Origin of the sequence: Saccharopolyspora sp. NPDC049357, assembly GCF_040677225.1 — a bacterium.
Taxonomy (GTDB): Bacteria; Actinomycetota; Actinomycetes; order Mycobacteriales; family Pseudonocardiaceae; genus Saccharopolyspora.
The window spans coordinates 16410-37380 of the sequence record NZ_JBFAQJ010000050.1; the positions used below are offsets into that span (position 1 = coordinate 16410).

The 20971-nt window shown below is 68.4% G+C and carries 19 protein-coding genes, 2 tRNA genes and 1 pseudogene; 7 read left to right on the forward strand and 15 right to left on the reverse strand.

Translation table 11 applies throughout. The annotated features are described in order from the left end of the window. Positions 1 to 26: 26 nt before the first annotated feature. Together AB0J91_RS28930 and AB0J91_RS28935 are read right to left on the reverse strand one after the other, a co-directional pair. Complete coding sequence (locus AB0J91_RS28930) at positions 27 to 182, reverse strand: hypothetical protein (protein WP_363785329.1); 156 nt, start codon at positions 180 to 182, stop codon at positions 27 to 29. Continuing rightward, on the reverse strand, positions 182 to 1006 hold the full coding sequence (locus AB0J91_RS28935) for a class E sortase (RefSeq protein WP_363875080.1): 825 nt from the start codon (positions 1004 to 1006) through the stop codon (positions 182 to 184). The genes AB0J91_RS28930 and AB0J91_RS28935 overlap by 1 nt, the downstream gene beginning before the upstream one ends. Before the next feature lie 166 nt (positions 1007 to 1172). On the opposite strand from AB0J91_RS28935, the gene crgA reads away from it, so the two are divergent. Together crgA and AB0J91_RS28945 are read left to right on the forward strand one after the other, a co-directional pair. Beyond that, entirely contained in the window at positions 1173 to 1439 is a 267-nt protein-coding gene (crgA, locus tag AB0J91_RS28940; protein ID WP_132677185.1) for a cell division protein CrgA, read from the forward strand. A 236-nt stretch (positions 1440 to 1675) separates the two neighbouring features. Then, on the forward strand, positions 1676 to 2092 hold the full coding sequence (locus AB0J91_RS28945; RefSeq protein ID WP_363785336.1) for a PH domain-containing protein: 417 nt from the start codon (positions 1676 to 1678) through the stop codon (positions 2090 to 2092). Position 2093: 1 nt separating this feature from the next. On the opposite strand, the gene AB0J91_RS28950 is transcribed toward AB0J91_RS28945, so the two are convergent. Then, positions 2094 to 3011 (reverse strand): rhomboid family intramembrane serine protease, encoded by a 918-nt coding sequence (locus AB0J91_RS28950; RefSeq protein ID WP_363875083.1) that lies wholly within the window; start codon positions 3009 to 3011, stop codon positions 2094 to 2096. Positions 3012 to 3038: 27 nt separating this feature from the next. Continuing rightward, the gene (locus AB0J91_RS28955; protein ID WP_207920343.1) at positions 3039 to 3587 is read right to left on the reverse strand and encodes a peptidylprolyl isomerase; all 549 of its coding nucleotides are present in this window, start codon (positions 3585 to 3587) and stop codon (positions 3039 to 3041) included. Between the two features lie 161 nt (positions 3588 to 3748). On the opposite strand from AB0J91_RS28955, the gene AB0J91_RS28960 reads away from it, so the two are divergent. Beyond that, the gene (locus tag AB0J91_RS28960; RefSeq protein ID WP_363875086.1) at positions 3749 to 4312 is read left to right on the forward strand and encodes a hypothetical protein; all 564 of its coding nucleotides are present in this window, start codon (positions 3749 to 3751) and stop codon (positions 4310 to 4312) included. Positions 4313 to 4594: 282 nt separating this feature from the next. Here AB0J91_RS28960 and AB0J91_RS28965 read toward each other — a convergent pair. The 11 genes and pseudogenes from AB0J91_RS28965 to dnaA form a co-directional block, all read right to left on the reverse strand. Further along, positions 4595 to 4667 (reverse strand) — tRNA-Ala (locus AB0J91_RS28965). 45 nt (positions 4668 to 4712) lie between these two features. Beyond that, positions 4713 to 4820: pseudogene (locus AB0J91_RS28970) on the reverse strand (DLW-39 family protein); the annotation flags it as partial. Positions 4821 to 4897: 77 nt separating this feature from the next. Next, positions 4898 to 4971: transfer RNA gene (locus AB0J91_RS28975), tRNA-Ile, on the reverse strand. Between the two features lie 127 nt (positions 4972 to 5098). Then, positions 5099 to 5980 (reverse strand): DUF3566 domain-containing protein, encoded by an 882-nt coding sequence (locus AB0J91_RS28980; RefSeq protein ID WP_363875089.1) that lies wholly within the window; start codon positions 5978 to 5980, stop codon positions 5099 to 5101. A gap of 77 nt (positions 5981 to 6057) precedes the next feature. After that, a complete protein-coding gene (gene gyrA, locus AB0J91_RS28985) occupies positions 6058 to 8553 on the reverse strand; it encodes a DNA gyrase subunit A (RefSeq protein ID WP_363785347.1) in 2496 nt (831 codons plus the stop codon). 49 nt (positions 8554 to 8602) lie between these two features. Then, a complete protein-coding gene (gene gyrB, locus AB0J91_RS28990) occupies positions 8603 to 10576 on the reverse strand; it encodes a DNA topoisomerase (ATP-hydrolyzing) subunit B (RefSeq protein WP_363875091.1) in 1974 nt (657 codons plus the stop codon). 380 nt (positions 10577 to 10956) lie between these two features. Then, positions 10957 to 11502, reverse strand: coding sequence for a DciA family protein (locus tag AB0J91_RS28995; protein WP_363786334.1), 546 nt, complete (start codon positions 11500 to 11502; stop codon positions 10957 to 10959). Positions 11503 to 11635: 133 nt separating this feature from the next. Continuing rightward, positions 11636 to 12823 (reverse strand): DNA replication/repair protein RecF, encoded by a 1188-nt coding sequence (recF, locus tag AB0J91_RS29000; RefSeq protein WP_363785352.1) that lies wholly within the window; start codon positions 12821 to 12823, stop codon positions 11636 to 11638. A 232-nt stretch (positions 12824 to 13055) separates the two neighbouring features. Next, the gene (gene gnd / locus AB0J91_RS29005) at positions 13056 to 13943 is read right to left on the reverse strand and encodes a phosphogluconate dehydrogenase (NAD(+)-dependent, decarboxylating) (RefSeq protein ID WP_363875094.1); all 888 of its coding nucleotides are present in this window, start codon (positions 13941 to 13943) and stop codon (positions 13056 to 13058) included. Between the two features lie 177 nt (positions 13944 to 14120). Further along, the gene (gene dnaN, locus AB0J91_RS29010; RefSeq protein ID WP_363875097.1) at positions 14121 to 15245 is read right to left on the reverse strand and encodes a DNA polymerase III subunit beta; all 1125 of its coding nucleotides are present in this window, start codon (positions 15243 to 15245) and stop codon (positions 14121 to 14123) included. 1218 nt (positions 15246 to 16463) lie between these two features. Continuing rightward, on the reverse strand, positions 16464 to 18326 hold the full coding sequence (gene dnaA / locus AB0J91_RS29015) for a chromosomal replication initiator protein DnaA (RefSeq protein ID WP_363875100.1): 1863 nt from the start codon (positions 18324 to 18326) through the stop codon (positions 16464 to 16466). A 664-nt stretch (positions 18327 to 18990) separates the two neighbouring features. Between dnaA and rpmH the strand changes: the two genes are divergently transcribed. From rpmH to yidC, 4 genes are read left to right on the forward strand one after another with little or no spacing between them, the layout of a single operon-like run. Beyond that, on the forward strand, positions 18991 to 19134 hold the full coding sequence (rpmH, locus tag AB0J91_RS29020) for a 50S ribosomal protein L34 (RefSeq protein WP_132626978.1): 144 nt from the start codon (positions 18991 to 18993) through the stop codon (positions 19132 to 19134). Positions 19135 to 19146: 12 nt separating this feature from the next. After that, entirely contained in the window at positions 19147 to 19578 is a 432-nt protein-coding gene (rnpA, locus tag AB0J91_RS29025) for a ribonuclease P protein component (protein ID WP_363875103.1), read from the forward strand. Continuing rightward, entirely contained in the window at positions 19578 to 19925 is a 348-nt protein-coding gene (gene yidD / locus AB0J91_RS29030; RefSeq protein ID WP_363875106.1) for a membrane protein insertion efficiency factor YidD, read from the forward strand. Before rnpA ends, yidD begins: the two co-directional genes overlap by 1 nt. A 5-nt stretch (positions 19926 to 19930) precedes the next feature. Further along, on the forward strand, positions 19931 to 20869 hold the full coding sequence (gene yidC, locus AB0J91_RS29035; RefSeq protein WP_363875109.1) for a membrane protein insertase YidC: 939 nt from the start codon (positions 19931 to 19933) through the stop codon (positions 20867 to 20869). Positions 20870 to 20971 lie beyond the last annotated feature (102 nt).

A 20971-nucleotide genomic window follows, 5' to 3' on the forward strand; every position in this document is an offset into this window, starting at 1 on the left:
TCCGCGCTCGTCCTGCTCGGCGGTGGTCAACCGGTGGTGACGTCGTCGAACGGAAGCAGCGGTTCGACCCAGGGGAACACCACGAACAGCAGCAGGGCGACGACGGCCGCGACGAGCACGAGCGCCACCAGGGCCTTCGCCGCGAACGGGCCGGGCAGGTGTCGCCAGATCCACGCGTACATCAGCGCTCCTCCAGTTCCGGGGGCCGCAGCTCGGGGTGGTCGGCGACCTTGGGGTACTGCGTGGTGAGCACGCCGTGGACGATCAGCCGCTCGCGCGCGGAGAACTCCGGGTGGCAGGTGGTCAGGGTGATGAGCCTTGTGAGCTGGTCGCGCGGGAAGGTCTCCGGCGCGAGGCCGGGCACCGGGAAGATCACCTCTCCCTGCGAGGGCCGCACGAGGTGCCGCCCGACCACGTGGTCGTAGGGCGCGGGCATCGGCGCGACGCCCCGGCAGTGCGGATCGCCGCCGCGCCCGTCCCAGGTCGCGACCTCGTCGGCCATCGGCAGGACCCGGTAGACGTACCAGTGGGTGGCCGTCTCCACGACGATCGGTGCGCAGGAGGGCAGCCGGTCCAGGTCGTTGAACGGCGCGCCTCGCCCGATCCGGTGCCCGGCGACCGCGAAGTTCCCCTGCTCCCCCGGCCACGCCGTGCCGGTGTAGTGCCCGGGGCCGCCGCTGAGGGTCCGGAGGGCGGTGCCCTCCAGCACGGTGAAGTCGAAGTCCGGCCCGAAGGTCGGCAGGTGGAGCTGCGCGAACCCGGCGCCGGGCGCGGGCGGTGGCGGTTCGGCGATCGGGTGCAGCTGCCGGGCCTGCCACTCCTCGTGCATCCGCCCGGTCGCCTGCGCCTGGTCGCGCGCGGTGAACAGGTCGGTCACGTAGACGACGTAGAAGACGAACAGCAGCAGCACCAGGCCGACGGTGATCATCAGCTCGCCGAGGACGCGGACCACCGCACGGGCGGTGTCGCCTCCGCGCCGGGGCGGCGGTCGGGGCGGGCTCTGCACCGACGGAACCACGACGTTCCTCTCCGGTCACGGGTTTGCGAGGGGTGCTCGCTCAGCGCTGTGATTACGTTAACGTGGTAGGTGGAAATGGAGCCGTTCCGCCGCCACCGGCGACGAGCCGGGCGGGCGCGGGACGGCGGTGCCGCATCACCTGGCGAGGACACCTATGCCGAAGTCCAAGGTCCGCAAGAAGGACGACTCCAACCCGGTTGTCGATCGCCGCACGCCGGTCAAGGCGAAGTCGGTCGGTCCGTCGCACCCGATCTACGTCGCCGTGATGCTCGGCCTGATGATCATCGGGTTGCTCTGGCTCGTCGTCAACTACATCGCCGGCGACAAGATCGGATTCATGAGCGACCTGGGCGGGTGGAATTTCGCCGTCGGCTTCTCGTTCATGATCGTCGGCCTGCTGATGACCATGCGGTGGCGCTGACCCACCCCGCTGACCTGCAATGACGTCCGGCCTTGAGGGTCGTATAAGGCCGGGCGCACGCGGTCGCAATTCGAGCGCCCAGCACGGCGACGCTTCGTGCACGAGCTCCGGAGGAGGGAACTCCTTCGGAGCTCACTCATCCCTTTGGCGGCTTGACAGACGGTCAGCGAAACACACCTGTGTAACTAGTCCCCAGTGGGGATAAGTCCTGTGGATAACTCGTCGATAGCGGGTGGATGACGGTGAACACGGCGGAGCAGTCGATGGGCTGGGCACCTCCGGCCGCGCTGGTGGGCTGCGGCTGGCTGCTCACCGCGGGCGCCGCGACCTGGGCCTTCCTCGCCTCCACACCGGCCGACCGGGTCTTCGTGGGAGCGCTCGCGCTCGCCCTGCTGACCGCGTCCGCCTTCGGCACGATCTGCCGTCCCAGACTGCACGCCGACGCCACCGGCATCACGGTGCGCGCGCTGACCGGCCGCAGGCACTACTCCTGGGACCAGGTCACCATCCGCGTCCGGGAGACCCGCCGACTCGGCCTGACCGGCACCAGCCTGGAGCTCGACGCGGACCCGGACCTGACCGTCCTCACCCGCCTCGACCTCGGCGAAGACCCCTACGCGGCGGCCGACGCGCTGCACGCGCTGCGCAGGTGAGTCAGCCGCAGGCCAGGGTGTAGCCGGAGCCGAAGCAGGCCAGGTCACCGTAGGAGGCGTCCCGGACGAACAGCACGACCACCAGCACCACCAGCAGTCCGACCAGCGCACCGGCCTGGACGAGGGTGCGGCGCTCGCGCGGCGCGTAGACCAGGACCGCCGTCGACGCGGCGCCCAGGATCAGCCCGCCGATGTGCCCGAGCAGCGAGATGCCGGGGATGAGCACGCTGGCGACGATGTTCAGCGCGATCACGGTGGTCACCGGGCGCAGGCTCACCTTCAGCCGAAGCGCGGCCACGGCGATGCCGCCCATCAGGCCGTACACCGCACCCGAAGCACCCGCGACCGGGGCTTCGGCACCACCCAGCAGGAACACCGCGGTGCTGCCGCCGATCAGCGACAACCCGTAGACGGCGGCGAAGCGCGCGCGGCCGAGCAGCAGCTCCAGGTCCCGCCCGATCACCCACAGGGCGAGCATGTTCATCACCAGGTGCACGACACCGATGTGCAGGAACCCGGAGGTGACCAGGCGCCACCACTGCCCGCCCGCCACGGTGAGCGGGATCAACGAGTAGTCGACGAACAGGGCCGACCGGAAGTTCTCCCAGAAGTCGCCCGCCTGAACGGCGGTGAGCACGTACGCGGCGACGTTGGCCGCGATCAGCAGCGGCACCAGGATCGGCTTGTCGCGCAGCCGCGCACCGGCGACCGTCACGGGTCGGCGCACGGTCGCGCCGCCCTCCCGGACGCAGTCCACGCACTGCTGGCCGACGGAGGCGTCGCGCAGGCATTCCGGGCAGGCCGGGCGTTCGCACCTGGTGCAACGCAGCCCGGTCGGCCGGTCGGGGTGCCGCGCGCACGTCGGTAACTGCGGCGGCGCCCCGTCCGGGCCGGGCGTCGTTCCGGGTGGCACAGTCACGGGTGAGACCTGCTTTCCCGGGCGGTGTCAGCCGCGCTCGATCGAAACCTTCTCGATGACGATGTCGTTCACCGGGCGGTCGTTGCGACCGGTCGCGGTGCCGGCGATCGTGTCGACCACCTCGCGCGACTCCTTGTCGGCGACCTCACCGAAGATGGTGTGCTTGTAGTTCAGCCAGGACGTGGCCGCCACGGTGACGAAGAACTGCGAGCCGTTGGTGTTCGGCCCCGCGTTCGCCATCGCGAGCAGGTACGGCTTGGTGAACTGGAGCTCCGGGTGGAACTCGTCGCCGAACTGGTAGCCGGGGCCACCGCGTCCGGTACCGGTCGGGTCACCGGTCTGGATCATGAAGCCTTCGATGACCCGGTGGAAGATCACGCCGTCGTAGAACGGGCCGGAGCGTTCGCCCTTGGCGTTCGGCTCCGTGTATTCCTGGGTCCCTTCGGCGAGGCCCACGAAGTTTTTCACGGTCTTGGGCGCCTGGTCGGGGAACAGGTTGATCCGGATGTCTCCCTGCGAGGTGTGCAGGGTCGCGGTCAATGTCGTCCCAACGAGCGATCCGTTGTCTTCAGCCACCCGACCATCCTGCCATCGAGCGGGCCGATTGCGGTGTCTGGGTGCAATATGGGCGGGTCCGCGCCCCTTACCCGGCTCCGTGGTGGAGGCGTGGTTGGCAGGTGCTCATCCGGGATAACCGGACTGGTGAAGGCAAGCCAGGCCAAGGAGGTCAACAGGCGATGGATGAAGTGAACGCGATGGCCAAGGCCGGCGAGACCGTGGGGAAGGCGGTTGGCACCGGTATCAAGCAGGCCCGTCACGGCGCGAAACGCGCAGGTGAGCAAGGTGCGGTGCTGTCCAGGCAGGCGGCAGCGAGGGCCGAGCGGGAACTGGCCAGCCGCGGCTATTCGACCGAGGAGTTGCAGGAGCTCATCGCCCAGCGCGCCACGGGCAAGTCCCGCAAGGAGCTCGCCAAGCAGGCGAAGCAGGCCCGCAAGGACTGGGAGAAGCGGACGACCGAGTCCCGCAAGCGGCTGGCCGCCAAGATCGACCCCACTCCGGTGAAGAAGAAGCGCCGCTGGCCGTGGCTGCTGCTGATGTTGGTGGTCCTGGGCGTCGCCGGAGCGGCGATCGCGCTGACCCGCCGTCCCGAGGAGCTCCCGCTCGCAGCGGCGGACGACGAGCCGTGGGACTCGCACACCCCGGGCACCTCCCAACCCCGCCACCGGGCCTCGGCCGAGACCGACGGCCACCAGGAACCTCGCGCGGTGGAAACCCCCAGGGCGAACCCGCCCACGCCCTGATCAGACGAGAAGAGGCCGGGCCCCGCGGGCCCGGCCTCTTCATGTTCACTATTAATAATGAATTCGATCATTCAATGATTTCTACTCAATTAAACCACCGCAAATGCGACACCAGCGGGAGCACGGGCCTGTGAGCAGGCCGGGAACGCTGTCCCGCGCACGGAGCCGACACCAAGCGGCCACCGCACCGTAGGGGGCTTGGGGAGTCGCTCCCCCAAAATCATGACGAAGCGATAAACGCGAAAACGCCCCGTGTTGAGCGGGGCGTTTTCGATCGCGCAGTGGAGACGAGGGGAATCGAACCCCTAACCCCCGCCTTGCAAAGGCGGTGCTCTGCCAATTGAGCTACGTCCCCCAACGGCGGCGGAGGTCAGGGCCCCCGGCCGGAGGATCAGACCTCCGCGGTGGCCTCGCGCCAGAGGTCGGCCTCGGCCTTGGCGGCCTTGTTGCGACGGACCACGAACAGCACGACTCCGGCAACTGCGGCGAGTGCGAGCAGCTTCTTCATTCCGGTCGCCTCCTAGAACACGGCACCTGTGCCGTTGATGTTCGAGTCTGTGAAAGAGGGGGGAAGAAATTCCCGAGTGGGCCTAGAAGGACTTGAACCTTCGACCTCTTCGTTATCAGCGAAGCGCTCTAACCGCCTGAGCTATAGGCCCTCGTTCGTTGTGCTGCAAACATTACAGGACGGGCTCCCGCTCTCGTCACGGGGGGTCACTCCGTCCCGACCTTGCTGCGGCGGCGCTCTCCCACCTCGGAAAACGCCGCCGCAGCCCGGTCAGCTGCTCACTCGCGCTCGGACAGCGTGATCTCGATGCCGCCGGCGAAGTCCGCCGCCACGTTGTAGATGAACGCGGCCACGGTCGCCAGAGCCGTGATCAGAACGATGTTGATCGCACCGATGATCGAGGCGACGCCGAAGACCCTGCCCGCGCTGATCAGCGGCTCGTTCACCGCGTCGTCGGGCTGGGTCAGCTCGGTGAAGGTGCCGTTGAGCTGCTCCCAGACGCCCATGCCGTCGAGCACGCCGTACAGGACGGCCACGGCGATCATCCACACGAAGAACAGCGCGACGCTGAGCACCAGGGCCAGCTTCAGCACCGACCACGGATCGAACCGCTTGACCTGCAGACTCGCCCGGCGCGGTCCCCGGCTGGGGCGCCGCGCGGACGGGCCGCTGGAGCTGCGCTGCTGCGTCCCCGAACCGCTGCCCGCACCGGTGTAGGACACCTGGGTGCGCGCCGACTGCGGGATCTGCGTGCGGACCGTCTCCTGGTCGGACACGGTCTTCGGGAACGTCTGGGTGTCGTCGGCGCCGCGGCCCCCGGCGGCGGAACCGCCTGCCGCGGCACCGGCGGCGCCGCCGAGGGCACCCGCCGCCAGCGATCCCGAAAGACTGCCCGGCTCCTCCTCCGCGGATTCCTCCTCCGAGGAGGCGGCCGAGCCGCGCTGCCACGGCGGCGGCGCGTCGGTGCCGTCGAGGGCCTCCCCGCCGCCGTCGGTGGCGGTCGGCTCGGCCGTCGAGCCGGACTCCGCGGTCCCGCTCGCAGAGGCAGCAGCCTCAGAACCGGTCGTCTCGACCTTGTCGTCGACTGTCTGGGTGCTGGCCGAGCCCCGGCCCGCATCCTTCTGCGGGTCCGAGGACTCCGGCTTCTCGGAACTTGTCACGAGCGATCCTTCGGTGATCGTCGGCGTTGGTGTGCCCCGTGGCGTGCCACGGCATGTTCAGTTGATCGGCGCTGCGGTCACGCCTGCTTGGGCTCCGGTGCGGCGTCCGGATCCGCTGCCTCGTCGGCGTTGCGCGCCACGGCCAGCAGGGTCGAGCCCTCGTCGAGGTTCATCAGGCGAACCCCCTTCGTCTGCCGACCGGCCTTGCGCACCTCCTTGGCAGTGGTGCGGATGACCCCGCCCGCAGAGGTGATGGCGTAGAGCTCGTCCTCCAGCTCGACGATCTGCGCCCCCACAAGCCTGCCACGTTTGCGGTCGTACTGAAGAGTCAGCACTCCCTTTCCGCCGCGGCCCTGGACCGGGTAGTCCTCGATGGGAGTCCGCTTCGCGTAACCGCCGGCAGTCGCGACCAGGACGTACCGGTCTTCGCGGCACACGCCCATCGCGAGCAGCTCGTCACCGTCGTTGAAGCGCATGCCCAGCACACCTGAGGTGGCCCGGCCCATCGGCCGGAGCGCGTCGTCGGAGGCGTGGAACCTGATCGACTGGCCTTCCGCCGACACCAGCAGCAGGTCGTCGTCGGCCGAGCAGAGCACCGCGCCGACGAGTTCGTCCTCGTCCTTCAGGTTCACGCCGATAAGACCACCCGATCGGTTGGAATCGAAGTCCGTCAAACGGGACTTCTTGACCAGACCGTTCTTGGTCGCCAGCACCAGGTACGGCGCCGCGGTGTAGTCCTTGATCTGCATGACCTGGGCGATCTGCTCGTCCGGCTGGAACGCCAGCAGGTTGGCCACGTGCTGACCGCGAGCGGTCCGGTTGGCCTCGGGCAGCTCGTAGGCCTTGGCCCGGTAGACCCGGCCCTTGTTGGTGAAGAACAGGATCCAGTCGTGCGTGGAGCAGACGAAGAAGTGCGACACGATGTCGTCCTGCTTCAGCGCCGCTCCCTGCACTCCCTTGCCACCGCGCTTCTGCGCCCGGTACAGGTCGGTGCGGGTGCGCTTGGCGTAGCCGGTGCGGGTGATCGTGACGACCACGTCCTCGTCGGCGATGAGGTCCTCCATGGAGACCTCGCCCTCGAACGGGACGATCTTGGTGCGGCGGTCGTCGCCGTACTTGTCGACGATCTCCATCAGCTCGTCGCGGATGATCTGCCGCTGCCGCTCGGGCTTGTCGAGGATGTCCTTGAGGTCCTCGATCTCCCGCTCGATCTCGGCCAGCTGGTCGACGATCTTCTGGCGCTCCAGGGCGGCCAGGCGGCGCAGCTGCATCTCCAGGATCGCGTTCGCCTGGACCTCGTCGACGTCGAGCAGCTCGATCAGGCCGGTGCGCGCGTCGTCGACCGTCGGCGAGCGGCGGATCAGCGCGATGACCTCGTCGAGCATGTCCAGCGCCTTGACCAGACCGCGCAGGATGTGGGCGCGCTCCTCGGCCTTGCGCAGCCGGTACTTCGTCCGGCGGACGATGACCTCGATCTGGTGCTTGACGTAGTACCGGATCGTCTGGTCGAGCCGCAGCGTGCGCGGCACGCCGTCGACCAGGGCCAGCATGTTGACGCCGAAGGTCGTCTGCAGCTGGGTGTGCTTGTAGAGGTTGTTGAGCACCACCTTCGGGATCGCGTCCCGCTTGAGGGTGACCACGATCCGCATGCCGCGCCGGCTGTTGGACTCGTCGGCGATGTCGGAGATGCCGGAGATCTTGCCTTCCCGGTGCATCGAGGCGATGTTCTCGATGAGGTTGTCCGGGTTGACCTGGTACGGCAGCTCGGTGACGACCAGAGTGGTGCGTCCCTTGCTGTCCTCCTCGACGGCCACGACGGCGCGCATCTTGATGGAGCCGCGGCCGGTGCGGTAGGCGTCCGCGATCGCGTTGGTGCCGAGGACCAGGGCGCGGGTCGGGAAGTCAGGGCCCTTGATCCGCTCCATGAGGGCTTCGAGGAGCTCCTCGTCCTCGGCCTCGGGGTGCTCCAGCGCCCACACGACGCCGTCGGCCACCTCGCGCAGGTTGTGCGGCGGGATGTTGGTCGCCATGCCCACGGCGATACCGCCACCGCCGTTGACCAGCAGGTTCGGGAACCGCGACGGCAACACGTCGGGCTCCTGGGTGCGCCCGTCGTAGTTGTCGGAGAAGTCGACGGTGTCCTCTTCGATGTCGGCGAGCATGTGCATCGCCAACGGGGCCAGCCGCGACTCGGTGTACCGCATGGCCGCGGCCGGGTCGTTGCCCGGCGAGCCGAAGTTGCCCTGACCGTCGATCAGCGGGTGGCGCATCGACCACGGCTGGGCCAGGCGGACCAGGGTGTCGTAGATCGCCGAGTCACCGTGCGGGTGGTAGTTGCCCATCACGTCGCCGACGACGCGGGAGCACTTCACGTAACCGCGGTCCGGCCGGAAGCCCGAGTCGTACATCGCGTAGAGCACGCGCCGGTGCACCGGCTTGAGGCCGTCGCGCACGTCCGGCAGGGCGCGCGCGACGATCACGCTCATCGCGTAGTTGATGTAGGAGTTCTGCATCTCCTGCTGGAGTTCGACCGGTTCGATCCGACCGTGTTCCGGCGGCAGGATTTCCGTCATGCTCTTCCCTTGCTAGTTCGGAGAGTTCGCTGGTTGACCTGCGCGTCGATCACACGTCGAGGAAGCCGGCGTCCTTGGCGTTGCGGGTGATGAACGAGCGCCGGGCTTCGACGTCCTCGCCCATCAGCACGCTGAACAGCTCGTCCGCGGTCGCCGCGTCGTCCAGCGACACCTGCAGCAGCAGCCGGGACTCGGGGTTCATCGTGGTTTCCCAGAGCTCGTCGGCGTTCATCTCGCCGAGACCCTTGTAGCGCTGGATGCCGTCGTCCTTGGGCAGCTTCCGCCCGGCGGCCGCGCCCTGGGCGAGCAGCGCGTCGCGCTCCTTGTCGCTGTAGGCGTACTCCGGCTCGGCGCGCGGCCACTTGATCTTGTACAGCGGCGGCTGCGCGAGGAACACGTGACCGTTCTCGATCAGCGGGCGCATGAACCGGAACAGCAGGGTCAGCAGCAGGGTCCGGATGTGCTGGCCGTCGACGTCGGCGTCGGCCATCAGCACGATCTTGTGGTACCGCAGCTTCGACAGGTCGAACTCGTCGTGGATGCCGGTGCCCAGCGCGGTGATGATCGCCTGGACCTCGTTGTTCTTGAGGACCTTGTCGATCCGCGACTTCTCCACGTTGATGATCTTGCCTCGCAGCGGCAGGATCGCCTGGAAGCGCGACTCGCGACCTTCCTTGGCCGAGCCACCCGCGGAGTCACCCTCCACGATGTAGAGCTCGCACTCGTCGGGCTGGTTGGACTGGCAGTCCTTGAGCTTGCCCGGCAGGCCGCCGATGTCCATCGCGCTCTTGCGGCGGACCAGCTCCTTCGCCTTGCGCGCTGCCATCCGCGCCTGCGCCGAGGAGACCGCCTTGTTCACGATCGTCTTCGCGTCGGCGGGGTTGCGCTCGAACCAGTCGGTCAGCCACTCGAAGGCGGTGGTCTGCACGAACGACTTGACCTCGGTGTTGCCCAGCTTGGTCTTCGTCTGGCCCTCGAACTGCGGCTCGCGGACCTTCACCGACACGATCGCGGCGAGACCTTCGCGGACGTCGTCACCGGTGAGGCTGCCGTCCTTGTCCTTGAGGAGCTTCTTGTCCTTGGCGTAGGCGTTGACCACGCGGGTCAGCGCGGACCGGAAGCCCTCCTCGTGGGTACCGCCCTCGTGCGTGTTGATCGTGTTGGCGAACGTATACACCGACTGGTTGAAGCCGGAGTTCCACTGCAGCGCGACCTCGAGCTCGTGCCCGTTGCCGGAGGCGTTGAAGGCGACGACCTTCTTGTGGATCGGCTCCTTCGTCGCGTTGATGTGCTTGACGAAGTCCTCGAGCCCACCCGGGTAGTGGTAGGTGCGCTCGGTGATCTTGGCGGTGGCGCCCTGGGCGTCCTCACCGCCCTCCTCCGCCTCGGCCGTGCGCTCGTCGCGCAGGACGATGGTCAGGCCCTTGTTCAGGAAGGCCATCTCCTGCAGCCGGCGGGAGACCGTCTCCGCGTTGTAGTGGGTGGTCTCGAAGATCGTCGGGTCGGCCCAGAACGTGATGGTGGTGCCGGTCTTGCTGGTCTTCTCCCCGCGCTCGATGTCGGCGGCGGGCTTGGAGTCCTCGTAGCGCTGCCGCCACACGTGGCCGTCGACGTGGATCTCCGCCTCGAGCACGGTCGACAGCGCGTTGACCACCGACACGCCCACGCCGTGCAGACCACCGGAAACGGCGTAGGAGTCGCCGCCGAACTTGCCGCCCGCGTGCAGCACGGTCAGCACGACCTCGAGGGTCGGCTTCTTCTCGACCGGGTGCATGTCGACCGGGATGCCTCGGCCGTCGTCGCTGACCCGCACGCCGCCGTCGGCGAGCAGGGTGACCTCGACCTTGGAGGCGTACCCGGCCATCGCCTCGTCGACCGAGTTGTCCACGACCTCCCACACCAGGTGGTGCAGGCCGCGCTCACCGGTGGAACCGATGTACATGCCGGGACGCTTGCGGACGGCCTCAAGGCCCTCAAGAACGGTGATGGATGAAGCGTTGTATTCGCTCTTCTTCGGTGCCACGGGCCTCGATTTCTCCTCAAGCCGACTGTGCTGTCACGGTGATCGGTCGATGCCGGCCTGGTTACCGGCTCCGGCGCACCTCTACGACCACTTCGGGGCGACTCGGCTGCCGGCGCCGCACCCCGGCGCGGCCCGGTCCGGACCCCTCGCCACTAACGACCGGGGAGCGCGTCGGGTCACACCCGCCTTGATTCTACTGGTCCCCCGCCGCAGAAGTGGGGCAAGGACGCCCCTAGCTTGCTCACAGAGTCGAGAACTCGGATCAATCCACCATCGGAGAGCCGTGAGCGCCCGCTCGGAATTCTCTGCGGCGATCGGCCGCCCGGCGACCCTCACCTGCGAGTGGACCCGCACCTCGACGGTCCGCAGCTCGCAGATTACTAGCCGTAGGTGTCTCGCGGTCCGCGCCCGGAGATGTGTCGCGGACCGTGTCGCCAGCTCGGAGCCGCAGGTCCCTGCACCTTGATCCGCTTGACCACGCCGGGCCCCACCCCGTCGCTGATCCGCTTGAGGATCTGCCGCTGGAGCAGCCGCAGCTGCGTGGCCCACGCCGTGGACTGCGCCTGCACCGTGAGCTCGCAGTCCTTGAGCTGCAGCGGCTTGGTGTGCTCGGCGATCTCCCCGCCGACCAGCGAATCCCACTTGGCGAAGACCTGACCACCGGAGAGGTGCTCGGTCCAGCCGTGCTCCGCGGCGATCCGCGCGGCGAGCCTGCCCAGCGGCTGCGGGTCCCGGTCATCGGGTCCGGCACCGGTCCAGCCACGACGCCTGCGGGTGCGGAGCTTGCCCGGCTTGCCGGGTTTGCCCATCGCCTTGCGCTTGGCTGCGGACTGCTCGCGCGCCGACTGCAGCGCCGCACGAGCCAGGTCCGGCCCGGCCAGCTCGCTGCCGTCGATCCCCTGACCTGGCACTTTGTCCTCGGGCAGGGCGGCGCCGTCGGAGCCGCGAACGGGCGCGGAGTTATCCACACCATCCACAGAGTTATCCCCAGATGTGGGTAGTTCCACGGATTGATCCGTGGTCGCGGTCACTCTGCGTGAAGTTTTTCGTCCGTTTCCGTCAGGCGGCACGGTGCACCTCACCTTCCCGGACGTCGAATCGGGCGCCGGTGAGCTCCTCCGGGACGTCCTCGCCGACCGCGGCCGTCACCAGGACCTGCTCGGCCCCCGAGACGAGCGCGGCGAGCCGGGACCGCCTGCGGCGGTCGAGCTCGGCGAACACGTCGTCCAGGATCAACACCGGTTCGGCGCCATCCTCTGTGAGCAGGTGGTAAGAAGCCAGCCGCAACGCCAGGACGAACGACCACGATTCACCGTGACTGGCATAACCCTTCGCGGGCAGCTCGCCGAGCAGCAGGTCCAGGTCATCGCGGTGCGGGCCGACCATCGACACGCCGCGCTCGATCTCCTGCGGTCGGACGCGCTCCAGCTCCGCGAGCAGAGCGGCCTCCAGCTCCGGCACAGCCTCGTCCCACGGGATCTCCGGGCCCCCGGGTACCCCGTAGCGCTCCGGCATCGATTCGCCCAAGCTGCTGCGATATCGCAGGTCAGCGACCCGTCCGGACGGAGTGCTCGCCTCGTCGGTCGCCGCGACGTTCGCGTATGCGCTGGTCACGTGAGGGGCAAGCGCCGACACCAGAGAGAGCCTCCCGGCCAGCAGCTCGGCGCCGTAGCGCGCGAGGTGACCGTCCCAGACCGCCAAGGTGCTCAGATCCGCCTTGCCCCCACCCCGCCGGGCGGCGCCCGCCGACTTCAACAGCGCGCTGCGCTGCTTGAGCACCCGCTCGTAGTCGGAGCGGATCCCCGCGTAGCGCGGCGCCCGCGCGACCAGCAGGTCGTCCATGAACCGGCGGCGTTCGCCCGGGTCACCTCGCACGATCGCCAGGTCCTCCGGTGCGAACAGCACGGTCCGCAGGATCCCCAGCACGTCGCGGGGCTTGCCGGCCGCGCCCCGGTTGATCCGGGCGCGGTTGGCCTTGCCCGGGGTGATCTCCAGCTCGACCAGCAGCTCCCGGCCGTTGTTGACCACCGCGGCCCGCACCACCGCCCGGCCCGCTCCGTAGCGGACCAGCGGTGCGTCGTTGGAGACCCGGTGCGATCCGAGGGTGGCGACGTAGCCGATCGCCTCGACCAGGTTCGTCTTGCCCTGACCGTTCGACCCGACCAGGACGGTGACTCCGGGTTCGAGTTCGAGGTCGGCGAGCGGCCACGACCGGAAGTCGTTGACCTGCAAGTGGCGCACGTACACGACGATCCAACTCAGTTGTTCTTGCCGGGCAGGTTCCGCGGACGCCGCGGCTGCGACGTCCGCACCGTCCGAATTGGTGTGTCCGGACCGTGCCGGACGGCCTGTCCGCGTGCCGCGACCAGCGCGGACACCCGCGGAACGACGGGGAGATTTGTCGACAAGTCTCCCCGTCGACGTTCCCGCGGTGTGGGGACGCTTCAGCCGAAACGCCCCCACACGAGGAGCCGGGAGTTCAGCCCTCGGACTTCTGGACCGCGTGGCCGCCGAACTGGTTGCGCAGCGCCGAGACCGCCTTCATCGCGGGCGAGTCCTCCTGGCGCGAGGCGAACCGGGCGTACAACGCGGCGGTCATGACCGGGGCCGGGACCGCGTTGTTGATCGCTTCCTCGATGGTCCACCGGCCCTCGCCCGAGTCCTGCACGTAGCCGCGCAGCTCGGACAGCTCCGGGTCCTCGTCGAGCGCGCGAACCAGCAGGTCGAGCAGCCAGGAGCGCACGACGGTGCCCTTGCTCCACGCCTTGATGGTGGCGGGCACGTCGGTGACGACGTCGGAGGCGGCGAGCAGCTCGAAGCCCTCGGCGTAGGCCTGCATCAGGCCGTACTCGATGCCGTTGTGCACCATCTTCGCGTAGTGACCGGCCCCGACCGGACCGGAGTGCGCGAAGCCCTCGTCGCGCGGACCCTCCGGCCGCAGCGCGTCGAAGATCGGCAGCGCGCGCTCGACGTCCTCGGCGTCACCGCCGGCCATCAGGCCGTATCCGTTCTTGGCGCCCCAGACACCGCCGGACACGCCGACGTCGACGTACTTGATGCCGTTCTCGGCCAGCAGCGCGGCATTCGCCTGGTCATCGGTGAACTTGGAGTTCCCGCCCTCGATCACCAGGTCACCGGCGGACAGCAGTCCGGACAGCTCCTCGACGGTCTGCCGGGTCGGGTCGCCGTGCGGAACCATGATCCACACGATCCGCGGACCGGCCAGCTTCTCGACCATCTCCGCCACGGACGCCGCATCGCTGACGTCCGGGTTGCGGTCGTACCCCACGACCTCGTGGCCGGCGGCCCGCAGCCGCTCGCGCATGTTGAAACCCATTCGGCCGAGGCCGACAAGCCCGAGTTGCACTGGAACTCCCTATCCGAACTGTGTGTCGACTTGTGGAGGTCGGCGCGTGGCCGGCCGCGCTGCGGGATCATGGCACCCGCTGAATCGATCTGGCGCGAGCCTACGACCACGAACCGGGACGACGGGGCGGGTGGTGCGCCGGATGTGAGCCGCGCACCACCTCGGCCGCGTCGGAGGTCAGCCGGGCAGGCGGACCGGCATCAACAGGTAGAGGTAACCCTCCTGGACCTGGCCCTCGTCGTCGATCGGCTTGATCAGCGCCGGGCGGTTGGCGGTGGTGAACTGCATCTGGGCGCGCTCGGACTTCAGCGCGCTGAGTCCGTCGAGCAGGTACGCCGGGTTGAACGCGATGGTCAGCTCCTCGCCGTCGAGCTCGATGGGGAGCTCTTCCTCGGCGCTGCCTTCGTCGTCGCCCCCGGCGGACAGCCGCAGCAGGCGGTCGGAGAACTCCAACCGGACCTGCGTGCCGCGCTCGGCCACCAGCGACACTCGCTTGATCGCCTCGGCCAGCGGCCCGACGTCGATGTTCGCGGTCACCGCGGTCTCGGCGGGCAGCAGCTGGCGGTACTTGGGGAACTCCGCGTCCAGCAGCCGGCTGGTGTTCCGGCGGGTCGTGCCGGACAGGCCGAGCAGTCCGTCGCCGGAGGCCAGCGAGATCTCGACCTTGCTCGCACCGGCGCCCAGCGTCTTGGCGGAGTCCGCCAGCGTCTTGGCCGGGACCAGCACCTGGGTGTCCGCGATGCTCGTGCCGGGCTCCCAGGTGATCTCGCGCATCGCCAGCCGGAACCGGTCGGTGGCGACCATGGTCAGCTTGTCCGCGTTGATCTCCATCCGGATGCCGGTGAGCATCGGGAGCGTGTCGTCCTTGCCCGCGGCCACGGCGACCTGGCCGACCGCTTCGCTGAACAGGTCGGTCGGCACGGATCCGGCGTGCTCGGGCATCTCCGGCAGCGCCGGGTAGTCCTCGACCGGCATTGTCGGCAGGCTGAACCGCGAGCTGCCGCAGGTGATGGTCACCCGGGAGCCGTCGACGGTCAGCTCGACCGGGCGTGCCGGCAGCGCCTTGGTGATGTCCGCCAGCAGACGCCCGGAGACCAGGGTCTTCCCGCTGGCGTCGATCGAGGCGTCGATGGTGACCTGGGCGGAAACCTCGTAGTCGAAGCCGGAGATGGTCAGCGCTTCCCCGGAACTCGCATCGAGCAGCACCCCGCCCAGCACCGGAACCGGTGGCCGCGACGGCAGGCTGCGCGCGACCCAGGCGACGGCGTCGGCAAGACCGTCACGCTCCACGCGGATCTTCATGGGTGTCCTTTCGGTTTCAGCCGTGGCTCGGCTGCCGAGAACTGTGTCGAGCCGTGCGCGGCTGGAAGGTTCGGTGTGCTCCGCATCGGGGGCGAAGCGATCCCGCGGCGAGAACAGCTTGAACTTCGCTAGGAGTTCGAGCCGGGCTTCTCGTTGCGGGGAGTTCCACCGTAGAGCGTGCTCACCGATCTCCGCATCCGGGTCGTGGCTGTTGGCCCGAGCCGGTTCGAGCGTCGAGGCGGGAGTTGTCCACTTATCCACCGCCCCTAGTTCTCTTTTCTTTTTTTCTAAGAAGAGAAGAAATGTCCGCAGTAGTAGTAAGGCCTGTGAGTTGTGGGGACAACTGTCGTTTGGGCTGGTCGGGTGGCGTGATCGCGTGTGGATGGCCACTGGAAGTAACCGGGGACTACGACAGCCGGGTGGTGGACAACTTCTGACCGTCTTGAGTTCTTCCACAACCATCCCCAGTTGTCCACACTCCCATCCACAGTCGGACCCCAGGTTGTACCCATCCCCGGGTGGATTGGGCGTTCTCCACCGGTCGGGTTGTGGGCAGAGTTGTGGGAACTCTGTTGGCAACCGGCCTCAACCATGTGGGCAGGCTGTGCACAGCTTGTGGATGAACTGGGGAAATTTGCAGGTCAAGCCTGGGGATTGAATTTCTGTGGACAGCTGGTGTCTTCGGCGGTTTTTTGTTCTGGCGGTGAGGTGAAGCCCACGGGGCCGGGCAGAAAAGTTCTTGCCGACAATCTTCGGGGACGCACGCACCGCGCCCGGACGAACACTGAAAGTGGTGATTTCCGGGCGCAGGTCTTGCGCGGAGGCGTTCGGCGGCCCCGCCGGACGACCGGATCTGGCTCGAATCTTTCTGCTCGGCGCCCGGGATCAGGGCGGAGCGGTCCAGCAGAAACCTTCGCGAGCACCTCGACGGCCACGGGTGCGGGCGCGCGGGCAGGGGTGAACCCGGGCCGGAACGCCTGAACATTTCTGCTGCGGCGGGTGGACGTGGGCACGCCCTGATATCAGAAAGATGGGCCGTGTGCGGCCTAGGGAATCACACCAGGGGACCCGCAAAATCCCGTCAGCGGCGAAATGAGCGGCTGACGCTGAAAAGGTGCAGGTCAGAGCCTCGCGTTGACCGGCTTCGTCAGGCAGGCGGGGTGCGGAAAGGACCGAGAACTACTCGGACGGCGGTTGTCCTCGGCGTCGTGCGGTCGATCAGCGGGACTGCTGCTTGATGCGGGCGGTCAGCTCCTGGACGTGTTCGTACACGCGCCGGCGCTCGGCCATCTCCTTGCGGATCTTCTTGTCGGCGTACATGACGGTGGTGTGGTCACGGCTGCCGAAGTACTGGCCGATCTTCGGCAGCGACGAGTCCGTCAGCTCCCGGCACAGGTACATCGCGATCTGCCGGGCCTGGGCCAGCGCCTTCGTCTTGCCGGGCCCGCAGAGGTCGTCCATGGTCACGCCGAAGTAGTCCGCGGTGACCGCCATGATCGTCGGCGCGGTGATCTCCGGGGTCTGCGAGTCCGGGATCAGATCGCGCAGCACGATCTCGGCCAGCTGCAGGTCGACGGGCTGGCGGTTCAGCGACGCGAACGCCGTGACCCGGATCAGCGCGCCCTCCAGCTCGCGGATGTTGCGCTCGATGCGGGACGCGATGAACTCCAGCACGTCGGCCGGCGCGTTCATCCGGTCCTGGGCCGCCTTCTTGCGGAGGATCGCGATCCGGGTCTCCAGCTCAGGCGGCTGGATGTCGGTGATCAGACCCCACTCGAACCGGGTGCGCAGCCGGTCCTCCAGCGTGCGCAGCCCCTTCGGCGGCCGGTCGGAGGACACCACGATTTGCTTGTTCGAGTTGTGCAGCGTGTTGAAGGTGTGGAAGAACTCCTCCTGGGTGCCTTCCTTTCCCTCCAAGAACTGGATGTCGTCGACCAGCAGCACGTCGACGTCCCGGTAGCGGCGCTGGAACGCCACCTGCCGGTCGTCGCGCAGCGAGTTGATGAAGTCGTTGGTGAATTCCTCGGTCGAGACGTACCGGACGCGCATCCCCGGGAACAGCCGTTGCGTGTAGTGCCCGACCGCGTGCAGCAGGTGCGTCTTGCCGAGACCCGACTCGCCCCAGATGAACAGGGGGTTGTACGCCCGAGCGGGTGCCTCGGCCGCGGCGACCGCGGCAGCGTGCGCGAACCGGTTCGACGAACCGATCACGAAGGTGTCGAAGGTGTACTTGGCGTTGAGCCTGGTCTGCGAGGTCGGCGGCGCGTGCTTGGGCGCCGTGAACGGCTGGCCCTGCTGCGGCTCGGCCGACGGGATCGTCTGACCGCCCTGGCCGCGACCGAAGGTCGGCCACACGCCTTCGTCAGCGGCCTGCTCACCGGCTTCGGGCTCGGCCGAGCTCGAACCGGTGGAGGTGTCCGAGCTCTCGGACGCGGATTCGGCGGGTTCGGGCTCCGGTTCCGCCTCGGGTTCCGGCTTGGCCGAGGCGGGCTTCGGGACCTCGCCGTTGGGCCACTTGAACTCGGCCGTCGGGAAGTCGATGTCCGCGGCCTTCGGCTTCGGCTCGGGCGCGGCGTGCCTGCCCTGAGACTCCGAGCTGGGAGAACCAGCGCTCTGCGGACCGTTGCTGGGCACGATCGGGATGGATCCGGTGTGGGCGATCGAACCGGTGTGGGCCGTGTGCCCGAAGGAGCTGTCGCCTCCGTAACCGGGAACGGAGATGTAGCTGGAGGACGACTGGTCGTCGCCACCGCGCGGGCTCCACGTCTCCGGGGCGGGTGCCGGTGCGGGCGCGGCGACCGGGCGGGTCGGCGCGGGCACCGCGGTGTCGACCTTCACGGCCAGCGAGACGTCGCGCCCGAGACGGCGGGAGAGGGCATCGGTGATCGGATCGCGCAGCGCGCGTTCGATGGCTTCCTTCGCGAAATCGCTCGGAGCGGCCAGCAGCGCGGTCCCGTCGAGCAGCCCGATGGGGCGGGTGACCCGCATCCACGCGCGTTGCTGCGGCGAGAGAGTGCCGGAGGACAGCTCCTGCACCACCTCTTCCCAAACTCGACCGAGATCGGCTTGGTGGTCGGACACCGCCTGCTCCCCTCCCCTCGCTTGATGCTCCCCGGTTGCGGCCCCGGTCCCCAACCCCCAAGGTTGCACGGGTAGCGGGTACCACGGAACGAGTGGGCGACTCGATGGGCACACGTGTCCACAGAGTTGTCCACAGCGTGTGTATGAAGGTACGGCAGCCCGCTCCGGTGTCTCCCCCTGGGGCCGTAGTACCCCTGCGATCCAGGTCAGTTCCCCCTGACTGCCGACCGATGCTCCCAACCACCGGCCCGCGACATCGCAGGGAGGCACGCTAACAAGCGGAGGCCTCAGCCACAAGCAGGTCCCCGGGGCCTCGCGGAGATCGTGATGTGGCAGGCTCTTCGGTGTCGACGAGCGGTGACCCGATCACCAGCGCGGACATCTCCGCGGGCCTCGCGACCCGCTTCGCCGGGCCTGGCCGCCTTCGTTATGGGGCCGATATCGCCGGATGCCGACCCCGGCTGTGAACCTGCTGTTGGCTCTGGCGTACCCTCGTACAGTCCCCCGCTTGTGCAGCGGGCATGTCGGCGCGCCGACATCACGCCCGGCCTTGCGGCTCTTGGTCCGTAACCTGCGGACCTGCGGGTTGAAGAACCGGGGACACCAAGACCGAACCGTGGTCCGAACTGACCATCGGTGCCTGTAGTAACCGGGAGATCCGACCGTGAGCAAGGGCAAGCGCACTTTCCAGCCGAACAACCGCCGCCGTGCCAGGAAGCACGGGTTCCGGCTGCGCATGCGCACTCGCGCCGGCCGGGCCATCGTGGCCACGCGCCGTCGCCGGGGCCGCGCGCAGCTGTCTGCCTGATCGCGTCCGGCCGTGCTTCCCACGGCAGCCCGGCTGACCAGGAACCAGGACTTTCGCCTGGTGGTCCGTCGTGGTCGTCGGGCCGGACGTCCCCGACTGGTGGTCCACGTCCTGCGCCCGGATCAGACCCGGGCTCTGGTCGGTGGTGAGGCCAAGCCGGAGGCTCAAGCTAATACGGCACCCACCCGGGACTCGTCTGCTTCGACCCGGGTGGGTTTTGTCGTCAGCAAGGCCGTGGGTGTCGCGGTGGTGCGCCACCGGGTCGCCCGCCGTCTGCGGCACTTGATGCGAGACCGCCTCCCGGACCTGCCCGCTGGCACACTGGTGGTGGTTCGGGCGCTGCCTCCGGCAGCGGACGCGTCCAGCCGGGAGCTCGGCACGGACATCGACGCGGCGTTGAAAAAGCTTCGCGTCCGTTACCCCGATGGCCCGGACAGCAGTTGATGGCGGGGTTGCAGGAGATGGCACCGGATCGGCGGCATGACGAATCGCATGACGAAAGTCGTGCGGGGAGCAAACCCCACCTGTCCGCCTGGCTCCTGCTCGGCCCGGTGCACGTCTACCGCAAGGTCATCTCCCCGCTGCTGCCGCCGATGTGCCGGTTCTACCCCAGCTGCAGCGCCTACGCTGTTGAGGCACTGACCGTGCACGGGTTGTTCCGCGGCGGATGGCTCACCGTCCGCAGGCTCCTGCGTTGTGGCCCCTGGCACCCCGGAGGACTGGACCCGGTCCCACCACCCCGTGAGCGGCGAGCCGGTATTCGCCTTTCCGACAAACCCGCCGAGGAGTAGCCCGCGTGCTGGACTTCATCTACTACCCCGTGTCGGCCATCCTCTGGTTCTGGCACAAGGTCTTCGGCTCCGTGCTCGAACCGTCGAGCGGGTTCGCTTGGGCGCTCTCGGTCATCTTCCTGGTATTCACCCTGCGCGCGCTGCTGTTCAAGCCGTTCGTGCACCAGGTCCGGTCGATGAAGAAGATGCAGGAGTTCGCTCCCCTGGTGCGGGAGTTGCAGGAGAAGCACGGCGACGACAAGCAGAAGCTCGCCGCGGAGATGCAGAAGCTCCAGACCGAGCAGGGCTTCAACCCGCTCTCCGGCTGCCTGCCCATGCTCGTGCAGGTCCCGGTGTTCATCGGTCTCTTCCACGTGCTCAACGGCTTCAAGCCCGGCGCCCCCGGCAACTTCGTGTTCAACGCCGCCGACGTCGCCTCCTTCGTCGAGGCCGACCTGTTCGGCGCGAAGCTGTCCAACACGCTCAGCCAGCCGACCGAGCTGCTCGCCACGTTCGGCACCGACCGGCTGTCCATGATGACCGTCGCCGTGCCGCTGATGATCGCCGCAGCGATCGCCACGCACTTCACCGCCCGGCACTCGCTGCAGCGGCAGAGCCCCGAGGCCGCCGCCAGCCCGCAGGCGGCGATGACCAACAAACTGATGCTGTGGATCTTCCCGATGTTCGCTATCGTCGGTGGTCCGTTCCTCCCGCTGGCCATTCTGATCTACTGGCTGGCCAACAACTTCTGGACGCTGGGACAGCAACGAGTGGTGTACCGCCGGATCGATCGCGAGGAGGCTGCGTCCGCTGACGCGCCCGCGATCGCGAACCCGGCAGGCACGACTTCGGCCACTGCTGGTTCGGCCACTGCTGAGAAGGCGTCCGATGACCAACCCGGTGAGATCCCCGGGGTGATCGAAGACCGCGCTCGTGACACGGACAAGCCGGGCGAGACCCGCTGACCCCGTCGCGAACCCCTGGAGAGGAGACACCCAGTGTCTGAAACTGTGCAGGAGAGCCCGGCCGTCGCCGAGGCCACCGACTCCCCCGCCAACGACGAGTCC

What these genes read in the sequence shown, in the direction of transcription:
- AB0J91_RS28945 (WP_363785336.1), top strand. Translation starts at nt 1,676, where the DNA reads ATGACGGTGAACACGGCGGAGCAGTCGATGGGCTGGGCACCTCCGGCC.
- dnaN (WP_363875097.1), bottom strand. Translation starts at nt 15,245, where the DNA reads ATGAAGATCCGCGTGGAGCGTGACGGTCTTGCCGACGCCGTCGCCTGG.
- AB0J91_RS28960 (WP_363875086.1), top strand. Translation starts at nt 3,749, where the DNA reads ATGGATGAAGTGAACGCGATGGCCAAGGCCGGCGAGACCGTGGGGAAG.
- AB0J91_RS28930 (WP_363785329.1), bottom strand. Translation starts at nt 182, where the DNA reads ATGTACGCGTGGATCTGGCGACACCTGCCCGGCCCGTTCGCGGCGAAG.
- yidD (WP_363875106.1), top strand. Translation starts at nt 19,578, where the DNA reads ATGGCGGGGTTGCAGGAGATGGCACCGGATCGGCGGCATGACGAATCG.
- gyrA (WP_363785347.1), bottom strand. Translation starts at nt 8,553, where the DNA reads ATGACGGAAATCCTGCCGCCGGAACACGGTCGGATCGAACCGGTCGAA.
- crgA (WP_132677185.1), top strand. Translation starts at nt 1,173, where the DNA reads ATGCCGAAGTCCAAGGTCCGCAAGAAGGACGACTCCAACCCGGTTGTC.